Raw genomic sequence first — 16,416 nt, 5'->3', positions numbered from 1 at the left:
CTGGTACGCTCAAATTTTGAGCGTATAAAAATCCTGCCAATTCATGCTGAGAATAAAGAATAACTGATGAAAAAAATATTAGGTTGTTGTTTGGCAATAATTCTGGCAATGTGGGTTGCTGCATTTCCGGCAAATGCTCAAAGTAATTGTTCGCCAAACAGCTTTTTTCACTCTCCCGTAAGCTGTAGCCAAAACTCTGGTTTGAGCCAACTAATAGCTGACGCTTCCCTCGCTCGAAAACCGCTGATTTTTGATGATGACGGTAGCCAAGATGGCATGACAGCCTTAGCTTATCTTCTGGCTAATCCTAAATTTGAGCTCAAAGCGCTTACCCTTTCTCAAGGCATTGCTGATCCTGCCACGTTTATTGACAATTTCGAGCGGATGCTAGGACGATTAGGGGTCAGCGATATTCCCATTGGTATTGGTCCGTCTGAACCTTTAGCCGGAAACAATACTTATCCCCAATTTATCCGTGACGGCGCGGTTTCCTTTTGGTCTCCCTTTGTCACCTTACCCGATACGGCTCCCTCGTTCAAGACCAAACCAGCCGCTAAACTGATTGTCAAAACCATCAAAAAATCTCCTGAACCTGTCACTATCTTAGCTACAGGTTCTTTAACCAATATTGCTGAAGCCCTGCGACTCGACCCGACAATTATCGATAATATTTCTGTCCTGGACATTATGGGCGGTGCAGTTTTTCTACCGGGCAATCTTGGTGTTGTTCCTGAGCCACCTTTTTCCACCAATAAGGTTGCTGAATTCAACATCTGGGTTGATCCTTTAGCGGCGAAAGAAGTCTTTGAAGCTGGAGAAAAGGGATTAAAAATTCAGTTGACCTCCTTAGACACCACCCACGAAGTCTCCTTTTCCCGAGACGATCAACAAGCTTGGTTAGCGACAGGAACCCCAGAAAGCAAAATCGCATCGGAATTTTTAGACTTCGCTTTAACCATCATTCAAAGTGGTAATGATCCTAACCCTGCCTGGGATTTAGTGGCAGCTATCAACATGGCTGAACCCGACTTTTCCCCGGAAACACCGCTGCACATAGAAGTAGATGCGACTTCAGATCCTGGCGACACCCAAGGACAAACTTATGTTGTCCCTGACTTACCGCCGAATGTTTTTGTTTCGCTAAAACCCAGTTTCGATAATTTACCCTTCAACCAGGCTCAACTTTTTTCCTATTTACAGAAATGAGTCATTGGCGTTAGCTTTTAATCGATAACTCAAATCATCTAACCTTTTTCATGGAGAGGATGTTTGAGTCCGGCTGAACATCTAGACCAAAACCCAAAACTATGAAATTTTAGTCCCGATGTGAAGCTACAAAAGTAACATCTTCTCCATGAGCATCACGTCAACAAAACAAGTGAGGTAAAAAAATGACAACGACAACAACAGAACGGTTGAAAAAGTTTACGATTTTACATTCCAACGATATGCACGGAGACTTTCTCGCCGAAGCTAATGCGGGAGAAGGCAATTTGATTGGTGGACTAGCACTGCTTTCCGGCTATATCAATAAAGTGCGCCAAGAAGAGAAAAACACGCTTTATGTGATTTCTGGCGATATGCTGCAAGGGTCTATGATTGATACCGAATTTAAGGGTCTGTCAACCATAGAAATTATGAATTACCTGGCGCCAGACGTAGTAACCTTAGGAAACCACGAACTAGACTATGGATTTCCTCATTTGCTATTTCTGGAAAAGATGGCAAACTTTCCCATCGTCAATGCCAACTTGTGGTTACACTGGGCGATATGAAAAAGGTTTATCCTTATGATGGACCACTCTATAAAGTACGATTGACGGGGACACAGTTGCTCAAGTTATTTAACCATGTGATGAGGGCAGAAAACCGCATTCCTGGTGAAAGTAATTGTTTTCAAGTCAACCAAGGAGTTCAAGCAGTTTACAGTGATGCTGAACAGAAGGTTGAAACTTTGGTAGTTAATGGTAAACCCGTAGAAGAAGATACACAGTACAGTGTTTGTCTTCAAGAATACCATTACAAAAATTCAGTGCAAAGTCTCAATATGACAAGTGAAGAATTAGGTAGTCCGAAGGTGATTACAACATCTGCCCAAAATGTTCTGGAAGAATATCTGGGTTCTCATCAACTTCTTGACGCTAAAGTCGAAGGACGTTTAAGCTGGAGCATTTCTTCTAAACTTTTGAGTAAGCGATACAGATCAAAGCTGGTTTCATTCAGCATAATCCGACCCGCAATTTGGTAATTGATCGTTTTGGGTACGGAAATAAGGCTACGATTATTCCGGTTGAACCTGATGAACCTCATATTCAACTGGGGCGGATGATTAATAAAATGGTACGGGATTGGGGGAAGACAGTATTACCTGATTTTTGGTTACCTTAGCAGCAAGGCAGAATGCTCCAGAGAGGCTAACCCCTGTCGTAGCTAGACAAAGGGGATAATGGTTTGCCACACTGGAAAATAATATCGAGCATCTCCACTATGAATCGCCTCAATCACCGCGCCTATAAAATCCTTTGTGCAGAAGTTCATCACTGCACCGGAGACTCCCAAGTAAATCAGGTAGAACGAGAAATCGTCCTTAAGCGATTAAAAAAACTGCGATCGCAACTCGGTTCTCCCGCTTCATTAGCCGAACTCCGAGACACGGTTGTGGATGTCTTACCTCAATTCAGCGAAAAAGAACTCAATAAAGCAGCCATTGCCAATCAGCCGCCAGGACTATTCAGCAAAATCGCTTGGACAGGGGTAATCTTGGGAAGTATGGCGGGTTTAGTTTGGGTGGTAAATCTGCCCTACCCCATGATCCGGCGTCCAGTGGCGCGGACTGCTCCCATATTACTACTACCCAGTTATATCCGTATGGATCATAACTATCGCCAAACTATTCGTAACGTTGAGCAAGCCGATCAACTGATTAATAATGCAACCAGTGCAGCAGATTTTAGTTTAGGGGAAGACAAAGTAAAACTCGCTCAAGATCATTTAGATCAATTACCGGTCTGGTTCTTAGGCTACGAACCCAAATTATACTGTAGATTATTTAGCTGTAGCTGGAAATTTACCCTGGATGAATTTGAAAGCGCTCGTACTAATGTAGCTCGTATGGAAGCTAAGGTATTTCAGGAGAAGAATGCTCAGATTGAACTAGAGAAAGCAGAATCTGCACTCGATCAAGCCAAACAGCAGTATCAACAAGCCGCAACACCCACTGAAAAACGAAACGCGATCGCATCCTGGCAAACTGCACTGGATCAAATCGAGCAAATCCCCTCAGCTACCCTCGCCGGAAAAACCGCGAAAACCAAGTTCCTAGCTTACCAACGAGACTTTCAACAAGTGGTTGGCTTTGCAGCAGATAACCAGCGTACTGGTTCCCTGATTGGTGCGGCGCAAGAATTTGCTTTTGCGGCAGCTAAAGCGGCTCAAAATCCGCCCCACACTGCAACCGAATGGCAGCAAATCGCCAAACTTTGGCAACAGGCGATCGCACGGTTAGAAAAAGTTCCCCTAGAGGATCAAGGTTATCTAGAAGCCCAAAAATTACTTGTTACCTATGAAACCAACTTAGGAATTATCCAAACACGCTATTCTGCTGAGACGGAATCAATACAAGCCTTAGAGGAAGCTCAACGTCAAATTCAACGCTTGCTCGCCAACACGCCTACCGATGCGGCGATTAATCAGAATCTGACTATTAGTCAGCTTCAGGGTATTATTAATCAACTGAATAAGGTACAACCGGGGACAACATCCTATTCAAAAGCCCAAGAACTTTTGCTCTCTGCCCAAAATAAACTTCAGCAACTTCAGCCATAAACAGATGATTAAATTGTCAGTCTTGACCTAGACGTTGCGCTCACTGAACTGTATCGTGGTCTTGATGGTTAATTCATGGATTCTGTTGAATATATTGTAAGATACCTTGTGCGATCGCGCTTGCCATTTGGCTCTGGTATTCGGGTGTCCCTAGGCGTGGGTTATCTTCTCGTCCAGTAACAAAGCCAACTTCCACGAGAACGGCGGGCATCGGATTATTCCGCAGAACGTAAAATCGAGCTTGTTTCACGCCGCGATCGCGAATCTGCATTCTCTGTAAAATACTATTATGAATGGTTTGGGCAAGACGCTGCCCATTTGAGTAATAATAAGTTTCCAATCCATTCACATCTGGACGACGACCAACCGCATTCGCATGGATACTCACAAATAAATCCGCCTGGGCTTGTTTTGCCATCTCCACGCGGGGTGCTAAGTCTACAAAATAATCGCTGGTTCGGGTGAGAATCACTTGAATCCCTTGTTGCTGTAAAATGGCGGCAACTTGTTGAGAAATAGGCAAAATTACATCCTTTTCCCGCAATCTATTTAACCCAACCGCACCGGGATCTTTTCCCCCATGTCCGGGATCAACCATAACCACAATACGGCGGTTGGGAACTTGGGAACTATGGAAAGGAGGATTGCTGGTGATAGGCGGTATGACGGGATTTTGCAGCGGTAGGGGGGTGGGTGTGGTTAATTGGACAACTTGTTGCGCTGGCGGTAACTGCACTGTCCACATCCGAGGGGAGAATCCCTTAAATAGAACCTGTTGGGGATTAATCGTATAACCCGGATTAAACTCAATCACCAAGCGCGTGGTTTGGGGGTTCAATTGACTGACACGCACCACCCGCACTGCACCACCGACTAATTGTTCTAATTTGGCGTTCTCCAGGGGGATACCGGGTAAATCAATTACCAGGCGGTTGGGATTGGCAAGAAATTGCCCTCTGGGTTGTACCCCTTCATCAGTAGTAAAGACGAGTTGATTTTGATTCGCATCAAAGCGCCAGGAGAGCAATCTCGCCGCTTGCGCTGGCAAGGAGAGCAAAAAAAAGCCGAGAAAACTGGGAAGTAGCCAGTGCAGTTTCACCGTTAAAGTTCCTCAAGACAGGGGACAGGGAGATGGGGAGATGATATTTAATTAGTCGGACACTCCTTGTAAAATCAGGACTTACGCAGGCTTTTCCGTTGAACCAACACCTGTGGGGAATCCTTTATGAATTGCCCCTACGATGTAGCCGCTGTGCGTCAGCAATTCTACCTTTCAATATCCTGATCGTTGATTAGCACATACATCCAGACAACGACAACCGCCGTCACCAGCAGCAGGGGGTATTCAGCCAGCGCCGCGAAGATTACAATAATCTCCAGGATGGTTTTGAGGTCTGCAAATCGTTTGTTTAGTTTGGAAGAGGGGGAAACGGGGGATGATTGGCAGGAGGAGGGATTGCGACATATAGAACCCTTTACGAATTCTTAGAGAACCCAGATTTTATGTAGGGTGCGTTAGCGTAGCGTAACGCACCTTAACCAATGTATATGGTGTGGCTGTTGCCGCAGAGGGCGCAAGACGAGGCGCCCCTACAGTCGGGTTTAACCTATCTATTTGGGAACCACGATATCAAGGCTAGTTAATGTTTATACTAATCAGCAAGATTTATATCCAATGAGCAAGATACTCACACTGCTGGCGTGGCACAGCTAAAATAGAGCTTTGTTTGTAGTAAGCACTTTAGTGCTATAACGCATAGCTGCAGAGGGCTAAGGTTCCCTCACTACAAAACAAATTAAAGAGGTCAAATATGTCATTTAGCAGTTATAAAAGTATTGGCGTCGTCGCTAAAGCGTTTCAAATTAAATATATTCGGGACAATTTCATTACCGAGATTGAATTTGACGTAAGTGATAGTTTTCGGAATGAATTAGAGTTAATTTTAAATGAGGGGGTGTTTGACAATTCAGAAATGGCGATTTGTGAGACGATTATTTATCCCATATTAAAAGAAGTTTGGAAAGCTTATCGCCGCAATTTCCTGCTCTGGAGTCACCAAGCCTTGACCTACGATGAAAACTTATCTGGAACTCCTGATTATATCGTGGCAAAGCGTTCGCCCTTGGGGACAGTGGTGTTCGATAAACCCTATTTTGTAGTTGTTGAGGCAAAGAAAGAGAGTGATTTTACTGAAGGATGGGGACAATGCTTGGCAGAAATGGTGGCGGTGCAGAAAATTAACAAGGAATGTGAGTTACAGTTGGAGCAGCAATTGTAACCATCTAAAACGTATTGATCCTGCTTTGGACTTTGACAATAACCGGAGAAATTCGTTGCGGTGGCGAAACTTAGCCTTATGGAAGCTTCTGTTTCAGGGATACATAATCCTACCCTTAATTTACTCCTGCAACGGGAGTTAATTGAAGACAGTGGTTGCGGCTACTGCTTCCAAGTGGAACTAATCCGGCGCTGGTTTGCCAGAGATACAGGAGAGTAATATCTGGAGTTTGTCGTTGCGCTGTCTTCGCCATACGCGATCGCACTACTAAAAACCGTAACCAGCCAATCAATAATGGTGTTGGGTTTCCTAGCGTCAACCCAATCTACTGGACTGACCTAAAATTGTGGAATAGATTTTACCATTGAATCGGGCGCACGCCATGCGCCCCTACGGTTTCCGGTGAACCCGTTTTAACGGGTTTAAGCTTTGAGCCGGAACTTTAGTTCCAGGCTGATGAACGATGTGCAAAATAATCCTATAGTAATTAAAGAGCGGCGAATTCTTAAGAAACTGTTGTGAAATCAATTACTCTCCTCGGCTCCACTGGATCGATTGGCACCCAAACCCTAGAGATTTTAACTCACCATCCAGACCAATTCCGGTTGGTGGGATTGGCAGCACGTAGCAATGTGGAACTGTTAGCTGCCCAAATTCGACAGTTTCGACCGGAAATCGTAGCCTTATGTGACGCCCAAAAATTACCTGACCTAAAATCCGCGATCGCAAACCTCGATCCCCAACCGATTCTAGTCGCGGGAGAAGCGGGTGTTGTGGAAGTTGCCCGTTATGGTGATGCTGAAGCGGTAGTCACTGGGATAGTCGGTTGTGCGGGATTGTTACCCACCATTGCCGCAATTGAAGCCGGAAAAGATATTGCCTTAGCCAACAAGGAAACCCTAATCGCAGGTGGACCCGTTGTCAATCCCCTAATTGCCAAACATGGCGTTAAACTGCTTCCGGCTGACTCGGAACATTCTGCCATCTTCCAATGCCTTCAGGGAGTCCCAGAGGGCGGATTACGGCGAATTATCCTCACCGCATCTGGGGGCGCTTTCCGAGATTGGTCAGTCGATAAGTTAGGGGAGGTAACGGTTGCCGATGCGATTAAACATCCTAACTGGTCAATGGGGCGCAAAATTACTGTCGATTCGGCTACCTTGATGAACAAGGGGCTAGAGGTGATTGAGGCACACTTCCTCTTCGGTATGGATTATGACGATATTGATATTGTCATCCATCCCCAGAGCATTATTCACTCCTTAATCGAATTACAAGATACCTCCGTCTTAGCCCAGTTAGGCTGGCCCGATATGCGCTTACCCCTACTCTATGCCTTATCCTGGCCCGATCGCATCTATACGGACTGGGAACCCTTGGATTTAGTCAAGGCGGGGACACTGACGTTTAAAGAACCTGACCATGATAAATATCCCTGTATGCAATTAGCCTACGCCGCCGGGCGGACTGGGGGTTCAATGCCAGCGGTATTAAACGCCGCCAATGAGCAAGCCGTAGCACTATTTTTAGACGAGAAAATCCAATACTTAGACATTGCCCGGTGTATTGAGCAAACCTGCGATCGCCACAGCCGTGATAACTGCCCTGATCCTGGACTAGAGGATATTCTAGCTGCTGATCGCTGGGCAAGAGAGGAAGTGTTGCGGATTTATCCAACCCTAGAAAAGAGCGATCGCGTGGTTTCCCTGCGATAATAAAAACACTGTTGGTTGGTCAATTAACTTACGGTTAAGCCCTCCTACACACCTACCCCTCTGCACTCCTGCACCCCTGCTCACAGACCACTAGCTTAAGGAAGTTGGGGACTGTTGTTCTGGTGTGGTGTAATGGAATCTTAGATGATCCAACGTTAATAAACCTTTCATGCACACCAAAGCTTTTAGTGAGCTTTTCCCTCTATTTAATACGGCGAACCCCGAGACACTAGAATGGCTGTTGTCAGTTGGAGTCGAACATGATTATCCCACCGGGCGAGCCGTTTTAATGGAAGATGCCTGGGGCAATGCCGTTTACTTTATCATGTCCGGTTGGGTCAAAGTTCGACGCCTGTATGGGGACAAAGCCGTGACGTTGGCAATTTTAGGTCAGGGAGATTTTTTTGGCGAGATGGCAATCTTGGATGAATCTCCCCGTTCTACGGATGTTGTCGCCCTTTCATCGGTCAAATTACTCAGCGTCTCCGCCCAGCGCTTTATTCAAACCCTGTTCAAAGATCCCCAGTTACACCACCGGATGCTACAACTGATGGTTAGACGACTGCGTCAGACTAATCTCCGCTTTCAACGACGCCATCAACCCCCAGCGATTAAGTTAGCCAATACCTTAGTCAACTTGGCAGAGAATTATGGTCAAGTGGGAGAAAAGGGAACCGAAATTTATAATATTCCCTATAAAGACTTGGCTGATGTCACGGATATCAGTGTGGAAGATACAGCCAAAATCATGAAAAAGCTGGAAAGTAAGGGTTGGACTGATGTTGACCCCCAAGACCAAAAACTTTGTTTGATTAATCTCAAACAACTGACCCATCTAGCTGGACGGCTTTAGGATAGAAGGGAAGCTGGGGAAGCTGGGGGAGATGGGGGAGGGGATTACCAATGAACCATGAACCATCTAACCATCAACCATGAACTATCAACCATCAACCATCAACAAAGGACGAATGACAAATGACAAAGGACAAATGACTAAACCCACCTTCCATTATCACGTCGCTATGCCTCAACCTCAATCTCATCTATTTGAGGTGACGCTACAGGTGAATGGTTGGTCGGAATCGCTGCTAGATTTAAAAATGCCCGTCTGGACTCCGGGTTCTTATCTAGTGCGGGAGTATGCCAAACACTTACAAGATTTCCGAGTTGAAGCGGCAAACCAGCCCTTACCCTGGGATAAACAGAGTAAAAATCACTGGCAGGTTCAAACTGGAGACGCCTCAACCATCGTTGTCCGCTACCGCGTCTTTGCCAATGAATTATCAGTCCGCACCAATCACCTCGATGCCACTCACGGCTATTTTAATGGGGCGGCGTTATTCCTGTTTGTCCCAGGTTTTGAGCAACAGCCGATTCAGGTGACGATTGTACCCCCTAAATCCGATTGGCAGACAACCACACCCTTACCCCCTGTTGATGGTGCTGAGAATACCTTTGAAGCCGAGGATTTTGACACCTTAGTCGATAGTCCCTTTGAAATTGGTACACAACAGGTTTATGATTTTGAGGTTCTGGGTAAACCGCATCAACTGGCAATTTGGGGACATGGAAATGCTGATCCGCAACGAATTATTGCCGATACGACGAAAATTATCGAGACAGAAGCCGAGTTATATGGGGGATTACCCTACGAACGGTATTTGTTTTTACTGCATTTATCGTCCACAGGGTTTGGCGGTTTAGAACATAAAACCTCTTGTTCCTTAAATTATCCCCGTTTCGGGTTCCGGGCGAAAGATAAATACAATCGTTTCATGCAATTAGTCGCCCATGAGTTCTTTCACCTGTGGAATGTTAAGCGGATTCGCCCCAAAGTCTTAGAACGGTTTAACTATGAACAAGAAAGCCATACCACATCCCTGTGGTTTTGTGAAGGGACAACCAGTTATTATGATTTAGTCCTTCCCTTACGGGCAAAGATTTACGACAGTAAAACCTTTTTAGAGGGATTAGGGAAAGAAATTACCCGGATGCAACTGATCCCAGGGCGTTTGGTGCAACCCCTGAGTGAGTCCAGTTTTGATGCTTGGATTAAGTTATATCGCCGAGATGCCAATAGTGATAATAGTCAGATCTCCTATTATCTCAAAGGAGAAATGGTATCCTTATTACTGGATTTGCTGGTGCGATCGCGTCATGGCAATCAGCGCTCCCTTGATCATGTGATGCGGCGGATGTGGCAAGAGTTTGGCGTCAAGGAAGTTGGCTTTACGCCTCAACAACTGCAAGAGGTGTTGGAGTCTGTCGCAGGTACTGATTTAAGTGATTTCTTCCGTCGCTACATTGAGGGGACAGAAGAATTGCCCTTTGATGAGTATCTCGAACCCTTTGGCTTAAAACTCAAGGCGGTGGAAGACGAAGAGTCTAAACCTTATTTGGGGTTAATTGTCAAGACTGAAAATGGGCAAGAGGTGGTTAAATTTGTCAACGCCACCTCTCCTGCGGGAATAGCCGGGGTGGATGCTGGGGATCAATTACTGGCAATAGATGGTTGGCGAGTCAGTGCTGATCAATTATGCGATCGCCTAAAAGATTACCATCCCGGTGACACGATTCAGGTAACCGTGTTCCATCAAGACGAACTTTGTACCTTACCCGTTACCCTAGGCGAATCCCAACCCACCCGCTACCAGGTTGTGCAGCTTGAGAATCCCTCAGAGACTCAAAAACAGAATTTAGCCGGGTGGTTGAACACCAAGGAGGATTAAGCGCATACCCAGCAACAGTAGGGGCGCAAAGACTTGCACCCGGTTTAAACGTCGAATCTATTCCACAATTTTAGCTGTGTCAGTCCGCCATCGTGCGTTAGCGTAGCGTAACGCACCATTGCCACCATATATGATGTACCTGCGTAAGTCCTGAATAGTGAAACCCGCCCCTACGCCTAAATCGATGTGCTAGTCCCTGGCAAAATCACTGACCTGTAGTAAAATCGATAACCATACCTTCCCGCAGCCTTGACTGTCTAGTTTAAAAATGCATAAATTTCTGCCAATCGCTTACTTTCAAAATCAATTTCTTCCCTTCGAGGATGCCAAAATTTCCATTGCTACCCATGCGCTGCACTATGGCACAGGCGCTTTTGGCGGATTGCGGGGGATTCCTGACCCCCAAAACCCCGAACAAATTCTCCTGTTTCGTTTAGACCGTCATTGTAAACGATTAAGTGACAGTGCCAAATATTTACATTACGACTTACCCGCTGATAAAATCAAAACTGTAATTGTAGATTTCGTCAAAAAAAATCAAGTTAAAACCTCATTTTATATCCGACCCTTTATTTATACATCCGATTTGGGAATTGCCCCCAGACTGCATAAGATTGAAAAAGACTTTTTCGTCTATGGATTAGAACTCGGTGATTATTTATCCCCAGAAGGGGTAAGCTGTCGGATTAGTTCCTGGTATCGTCAAGCGGATCACAGTTTACCCCTGAGAGGTAAAATTAGTGGCGCATATATTACATCATCTCTGGCAAAAACAGAAGCGGTAGAATCCGGATTTGATGAAGCATTATTAATGAATGCTCAGGGAAAAATCTGTGAAGCCTCCGGAATGAACATCTTTGTGGTAAGGAATGGGCAACTGATTACGCCGGGATATGACCAAGATATTTTAGAAGGAATCACCAGAGATAGTATCCTGACGCTGGCAAAGGATTTAGGTATCCCCACAATCGAACGCCCTGTGGATAAATCGGAGTTATTTATTGCCGATGAAGCATTTTTAAGTGGAACGGCGGCTAAAATTACTCCAATTAAACAGGTTGAGAATTATGAATTACCGAAAACGCGACCCATCACAGAGAAACTGAGAGATAAAATTACAGCAATTACGGAAAATCGCGATCCAAATTATCAAGATTGGGTTTATGTCGTTCCTTTAAAATAAAAGTTCAAGTCGGTTGGGTAGAACGTAAGCAAAACCTAACCGACTAAGCGCCTAGCGTTGGATTATGGGAAAAGAAGGTTTAACCTAACCTAAACCGACAACGGTTATAGGCTTCCATCTGGCTTGTGTCTAACCCAATGGGACTCGTTAACCTAGAGTAGTATGAAACAACTTTCGCTATTTGAAACCGATAATACTACACCCCAATCCTCCTACTTACATCTTGAGGGTGAAATTCCGATCGATCTCCCCGAAGATTCCCTAATTTCTTTACAACGAAAGCAACCTCTTAAAATTCATTCCCTTGGTTTTCAACCTGCCAAATCCATTCCGGAAATCCCACATTGGTTTTTAAGAAAGTATGGCAAAGGCAAATGCACAATATTAGAACCTTTTGCCGGTTCAGGAACAACAATTATTGAAAGTTTATTACAAGGTGTATCAGTTTATTGGCTTGACTATCATCCTCTAAGTCGCCTGATCTGTCGTGTTAAAACTCATTTATACGATGGAGCCGAGATTCTCGACTATGCCGAGCAAATCTTGAAAAATGCTTATACAGTAAAACATCCATTAGAAACCATCAATTTCGCCAATAAAGATTTTTGGTTTCAAAAACCTGTTCAAGCTGGATTAGAAAGTCTCCGAACGCAAATTTTTCAACTTCCGGAAGCGATACAACCTTTATTTTGGCTGGCTTTTGCTTCGACTGTCCGCAAAACATCTGATATGAATGATGGCATGATTCTCGCCGCAAAACGAGCTAATTTTAAAGCCATTCCCCAGCGTTCTCGTGAAGATGTTTATCGGTATTTTAAAGACTATCTTGATCAAGCGTTAGAGGCAATTGGGGAATGGCAGTTTGTCTTGAATAACTCGTTGCAAAATGCCATTGAATTGACTTCAAAAACAGCTATTAATCTTACAGGTGATTGGCATTGTGATGCAGTTATTACTTCGCCGCCTTATATTAATGCAATTGATTACGTTTGGGCGTCTAAGTTTGAGTTACATTGGTTGGGCTTAGTCAGTAATGATCGCGAAAGACTTGATTTATATACTCAAGAAATTGGAACTGAAAGAATTTCCAGAAAAGAGTATTGCCAATTGGGAAAAACCGGAAATTCCTATCTAGATGATTTGATTGCTGACATTTACCACGGTACGCAATATCAAGCGAGTAAAGGACAAAATCAGCTTCGAGCAAGAGTTGTTTATAAATACTTCATGGATATGAAGGAGCATTTTTTAAGCTGCTTCAATCATCTTAATCCAGGTGGCTATTATTGCTTTGCTATTGGCGATATTAGTAAAATTTGCGGTGTTGAGATTCCAGTGGCTAAACTTTTAACGGAAATAGCTGAAAAAATTGGCTTTGTTAAAATATTTCAGTTTCATTTGTTGCTAAAAAATCGTCGATTAAACTTACCTAGAAATGTGAAGTGGGCGGGAACAATTAAGCATGATACTGTTGTTGTATTACAAAAAATAAAAATATGACTCAAGAAGATATAAATGGTTTGCTAGAGAATATTTTAAATCAATATCAACAAGCTTTTACTGAAAGAACCCCTCCTGAAGAATCAACAGAGGAAGACGATCTGATGTTGGCGTTTGGTTTCACCCAAACTATAAAAGCCACCAATAAGCAGTATTGGGGACGGCAATTAGGAAAATGTTGGGAGCGTTTGGTCGAAACTTTATGTCAGCAAACCTGCGAGCAATATCAAAAAGCACACGGTACTCATTATGATTTGGCAGTAGGATTGAATGCGATTGATACTAAGTATCGTATTGGTTCTGGCGATGCGAAAACCCTACGAGGATTTAAACAAAATGCTGAAACATTAATTGATGAAGGGTTTACTCCTGTTTTGTTGATTGTGCGAAATGATAATTTGCAACAAGCGATTAAAGCCTGTTCGGATGGTGGATGGGAAATTTATGCAGGAAATAACGCTTATGACTACCTAAATAACTTAACCCAGTTCGATTTACAGGCATGGTTGCAAACAAGACAAAATCGCTTTAGTTTATAGGAGATCATGATACCGTCTCTAAATGTAAGATGATAGGTGATCGAACTTGACTGGATGTAAACATTATTGAATTAAAAATTTAAGTTTAATTAAAATTAATTTAGAATCAATACAATTAACTGAAAAAACCAAAAAATGATTTTAAGGTTAAGCAAACGGACGAATTAAGTTAACTTGATTCGTCTCAACGTTTTTTAGGAGAAAGCCGATGATAAATTTTAAATCATTATTAACGACGTTGATGGGCGGGAAGAGTCTCCCCAGAGGATTAGACAACACCGCCTCAGAATCAACCTTTATTGAAGATGATGATGCAGGACAATTGATTTCGTCCGCTCAAGGTCCAATCGTAGTACCAGCCATTAATACAATTGAGGGAAGTTTATTTAATCCTTCAGATATCGATCTCTACCAAATTGAATCTGAACGTCAAGCATTTTTAAAATTTAGTGTTGCTCAAAATCCCTTATTTTCTGTATCATTTTTATCCTCTTTGTCTTTGTTCTTATTTGATGAAACGGGTCAAGGACTAGCAGCAGGAATCGGAGAAATCGGATTCAATTTTTCTGAAAATCAGACGTTGTATTTAGGTATAAGTGATGGTCTTAATCCACTGAATAGTGACGGAGAGGTGCTTTTATCACCAGAGGGAGAGGTCAATACAGGAACTTTGGCAGGTTGGCAAGAGCCTGGAATCGTAATTCCTTTGTTTATTCATTATAGAATAGCAATAGCAATCGAGATACAGCCTGTTGATTAACCTGTGATAATTATAGCGGTACTAAGACAGGTTAGGACATTCTTTACTGTTCCCTGTTCTCTCTTGGACTAACTGATGTCCTAACGTATCCTGGTAGTGCGATCATCGTGCTCGCTACTAATCCCCAATTTAAATTCATTGCATTCACCCTTTTCCCCTATACCATCGCACCAATTTTTTAGGGTCAACTCCAAAAAAATACCCCAAAATAATAAGCTGGTTAATTAGGGTGGTTTTGATGATTCCTAACCGTTCCCAGCGTCGTCCTGATGTTAGGACAGATGCTGGAACAATCGTAATTCGTCCCAGCGGTTGCAAGTGGCGAATAAATTCAAAATCTTCCATAATAGGTAAATTAGCAAAACCGCCGATAGTATGAAAAACAGTCGCTTTTAAAAATATCGCTTGGTCGCCATAAGGCATCGAAAAAAAACGCGATCGCCAATTCACCAGTCGTTCAATGAGACGCAAGCCAAACTGTTGAGAATCAATGCGTAATTCAAACGCCCCCGCAATGGTTGTGGAATCTTGCAGCCCTTGGCGAACTAAACTATCAAAATTACCAGGTAAACGAGTATCGGCGTGGAGAAAGAGGAGAATATCACCCGTCGCCCTTGCTGCACCCGCATTCATTTGACAGGCGCGACCGGGTGGGGTACAAATAACCTGGACATTTCGCGATCGCGCCACGCTGACGGTTTGATCTTGACTCCCCCCATCAACCACAATAACCTCCACATTGTCAGTATTCACAAGTCTCTCTAAGATAGAACCAATCCTACTCGCTTCATTTAAAACGGGAATAATAACTGAAATTGTTTTGGTTTTCATTACATTAGAATTACTTCTATTCTCTTTTGGCAAAATAAACGGGTATTCTCACCTGCCCAAATCCTCGGGACGGTCAATATCATGGAGTATGGGCAGAGATGCGATCGCTAATCCCAAGTTATCCGCAATCTCGACGGTTTGTTGCCTGACTTGCGAGGTTCCCCAATCAATTCCCACAAAGAGTTCCGGAATTAACCGCCGCAAACCAATCAGATAATATCCCCCATCTTGTGCCGGTCCTAATACTAAATCCTGGGTTTCCAGGAATTTAAATGCCTCAGCCATTATTTGAGGGTTTAAATCGGGGCAATCTGTCCCAATAATTACTACACCTGTCATTCCCGCCGTAAACGATCTCTCAAATGCTGATGCCATTCGTTTACCCAGATCTCCCTCACTTTGTTGATAGTAAATCACATCAGCACCTAACCAGGCTTGCATTAACGGTTGATTCCCCCCAGCAAAATGAATTTCTATAGAGACAGGATGAAATGCTTGCAGTTTTTTCGCTTTAGCCAGAGTATTTTCTGTCATCTGGCGTTGCAGCTTCGCCGCACCTTTCTCTCCTAGGGCGGGAATCATACGTGTTTTGGTTTTTCCTGGTTCGGGATAGCGGGTGAAAATAATTAGAGATTCTTTTACAGTAGCTGGAGTCATTCGATTAAACTGATGTGCATCTAAATAAACGATAGTGAAATCGTTGTCAGGGCTGTGAGGTGTAGGGTATGCCAATTAAATGCATAACCGTTTCAGAGCTTACGCTTTCTTGGCATCTAAATCACCATTTGTAGGGACACGATACTATCCATGCATGTCAACTTAAGGTGAGAACTAATACTGGCAAGTGTTTCACCCTCATCCCCTAACCCCTTCTCCCACCCCCCTCGTTCCCCCCTACCCCCCTCGTTCCCCCCTACAAGAGGGGGGAGGACAGAGGATGCTTCGCTTTTGTTGCATGGGGGAGGACAGAGGATGCTTCGCTTTTGTTGCATGGGGGAGGACAGAGGATGCTTCGCTTTTGTTGCATGGGGGAGGACAGAGGATGCTTCGCTTTT

Annotated in this window: 14 protein-coding genes and 2 pseudogenes; 13 read left to right on the top strand and 3 right to left on the bottom strand. The window is 43.9% G+C overall.

The window, feature by feature from the left end:
- Nucleotides 1–66 precede the first annotated feature (66 nt).
- The 4 genes and pseudogenes from RIG27_RS22030 (at nt 67) to RIG27_RS22015 (ending at nt 3,825) form a co-directional block, all read left to right on the top strand.
- Entirely contained in the window at nt 67–1,206 is a 1,140-nt protein-coding gene (locus tag RIG27_RS22030; protein WP_446348704.1) for a nucleoside hydrolase, read from the top strand.
- 185 nt (nt 1,207–1,391) lie between these two features.
- Nucleotides 1,392–2,179 (top strand): annotated as a pseudogene (locus tag RIG27_RS22025) (5'-nucleotidase C-terminal domain-containing protein); the annotation flags it as partial.
- A 62-nt stretch (nt 2,180–2,241) separates the two neighbouring features.
- Complete coding sequence (locus RIG27_RS22020) at nt 2,242–2,388, top strand: hypothetical protein (protein ID WP_446348702.1); 147 nt, start codon at nt 2,242–2,244, stop codon at nt 2,386–2,388.
- A gap of 99 nt (nt 2,389–2,487) precedes the next feature.
- Entirely contained in the window at nt 2,488–3,825 is a 1,338-nt protein-coding gene (locus RIG27_RS22015) for a hypothetical protein (protein WP_446348700.1), read from the top strand.
- Nucleotides 3,826–3,898: 73 nt separating this feature from the next.
- On the opposite strand, the gene RIG27_RS22010 is transcribed toward RIG27_RS22015, so the two are convergent.
- Nucleotides 3,899–4,924, bottom strand: coding sequence for an N-acetylmuramoyl-L-alanine amidase (locus RIG27_RS22010; protein ID WP_446348698.1), 1,026 nt, complete (start codon nt 4,922–4,924; stop codon nt 3,899–3,901).
- Nucleotides 4,925–5,636: 712 nt separating this feature from the next.
- Between RIG27_RS22010 and RIG27_RS22005 the strand changes: the two are divergent.
- The 9 genes and pseudogenes from RIG27_RS22005 to RIG27_RS21965 form a co-directional block, all read left to right on the top strand.
- A pseudogene (locus tag RIG27_RS22005) lies at nt 5,637–6,083 on the top strand (hypothetical protein); the annotation flags it as partial.
- Nucleotides 6,084–6,182: 99 nt separating this feature from the next.
- A complete protein-coding gene (locus RIG27_RS22000) occupies nt 6,183–6,323 on the top strand; it encodes a hypothetical protein (protein WP_446348742.1) in 141 nt (46 codons plus the stop codon).
- A gap of 299 nt (nt 6,324–6,622) precedes the next feature.
- The gene (gene dxr, locus RIG27_RS21995; RefSeq protein ID WP_446348696.1) at nt 6,623–7,819 is read left to right on the top strand and encodes a 1-deoxy-D-xylulose-5-phosphate reductoisomerase; all 1,197 of its coding nucleotides are present in this window, start codon (nt 6,623–6,625) and stop codon (nt 7,817–7,819) included.
- 169 nt (nt 7,820–7,988) lie between these two features.
- Nucleotides 7,989–8,672: a Crp/Fnr family transcriptional regulator gene (locus RIG27_RS21990; protein WP_446348694.1), complete on the top strand. Its 684-nt coding sequence runs from the start codon at nt 7,989–7,991 to the stop codon at nt 8,670–8,672.
- Between the two features lie 115 nt (nt 8,673–8,787).
- On the top strand, nt 8,788–10,548 hold the full coding sequence (locus tag RIG27_RS21985; RefSeq protein WP_446348692.1) for a M61 family metallopeptidase: 1,761 nt from the start codon (nt 8,788–8,790) through the stop codon (nt 10,546–10,548).
- A 268-nt stretch (nt 10,549–10,816) separates the two neighbouring features.
- On the top strand, nt 10,817–11,731 hold the full coding sequence (locus tag RIG27_RS21980; protein ID WP_446348690.1) for a branched-chain amino acid transaminase: 915 nt from the start codon (nt 10,817–10,819) through the stop codon (nt 11,729–11,731).
- Between the two features lie 162 nt (nt 11,732–11,893).
- The gene (locus RIG27_RS21975) at nt 11,894–13,231 is read left to right on the top strand and encodes a DNA methylase (protein WP_446348688.1); all 1,338 of its coding nucleotides are present in this window, start codon (nt 11,894–11,896) and stop codon (nt 13,229–13,231) included.
- Nucleotides 13,228–13,770, top strand: a complete 543-nt coding sequence (locus RIG27_RS21970; RefSeq protein WP_446348686.1) for a restriction endonuclease — start codon at nt 13,228–13,230, stop codon at nt 13,768–13,770. The genes RIG27_RS21975 and RIG27_RS21970 overlap by 4 nt, the downstream gene beginning before the upstream one ends.
- A gap of 208 nt (nt 13,771–13,978) precedes the next feature.
- Nucleotides 13,979–14,530, top strand: a complete 552-nt coding sequence (locus RIG27_RS21965; RefSeq protein ID WP_446348684.1) for a hypothetical protein — start codon at nt 13,979–13,981, stop codon at nt 14,528–14,530.
- Between the two features lie 144 nt (nt 14,531–14,674).
- Here the strand turns inward: RIG27_RS21965 and RIG27_RS21960 are convergent, their stop codons facing one another.
- The gene (locus RIG27_RS21960) at nt 14,675–15,361 is read right to left on the bottom strand and encodes a TIGR04283 family arsenosugar biosynthesis glycosyltransferase (RefSeq protein ID WP_446348682.1); all 687 of its coding nucleotides are present in this window, start codon (nt 15,359–15,361) and stop codon (nt 14,675–14,677) included.
- Nucleotides 15,362–15,409: 48 nt separating this feature from the next.
- Nucleotides 15,410–16,018: a TIGR04282 family arsenosugar biosynthesis glycosyltransferase gene (locus tag RIG27_RS21955; protein ID WP_446348680.1), complete on the bottom strand. Its 609-nt coding sequence runs from the start codon at nt 16,016–16,018 to the stop codon at nt 15,410–15,412.
- Nucleotides 16,019–16,416: the final 398 nt, after the last annotated feature.

Origin of the sequence: Coleofasciculus sp. F4-SAH-05 (assembly GCF_040222985.1) — a bacterium.
In the GTDB taxonomy this organism is placed as follows: Bacteria; Cyanobacteriota; Cyanobacteriia; order Cyanobacteriales; family Coleofasciculaceae; genus Coleofasciculus; species Coleofasciculus chthonoplastes.
The sequence above is the reverse complement of the archived record's forward strand: the minus strand, read 5'-3'. Positions and strand labels throughout refer to the sequence as shown.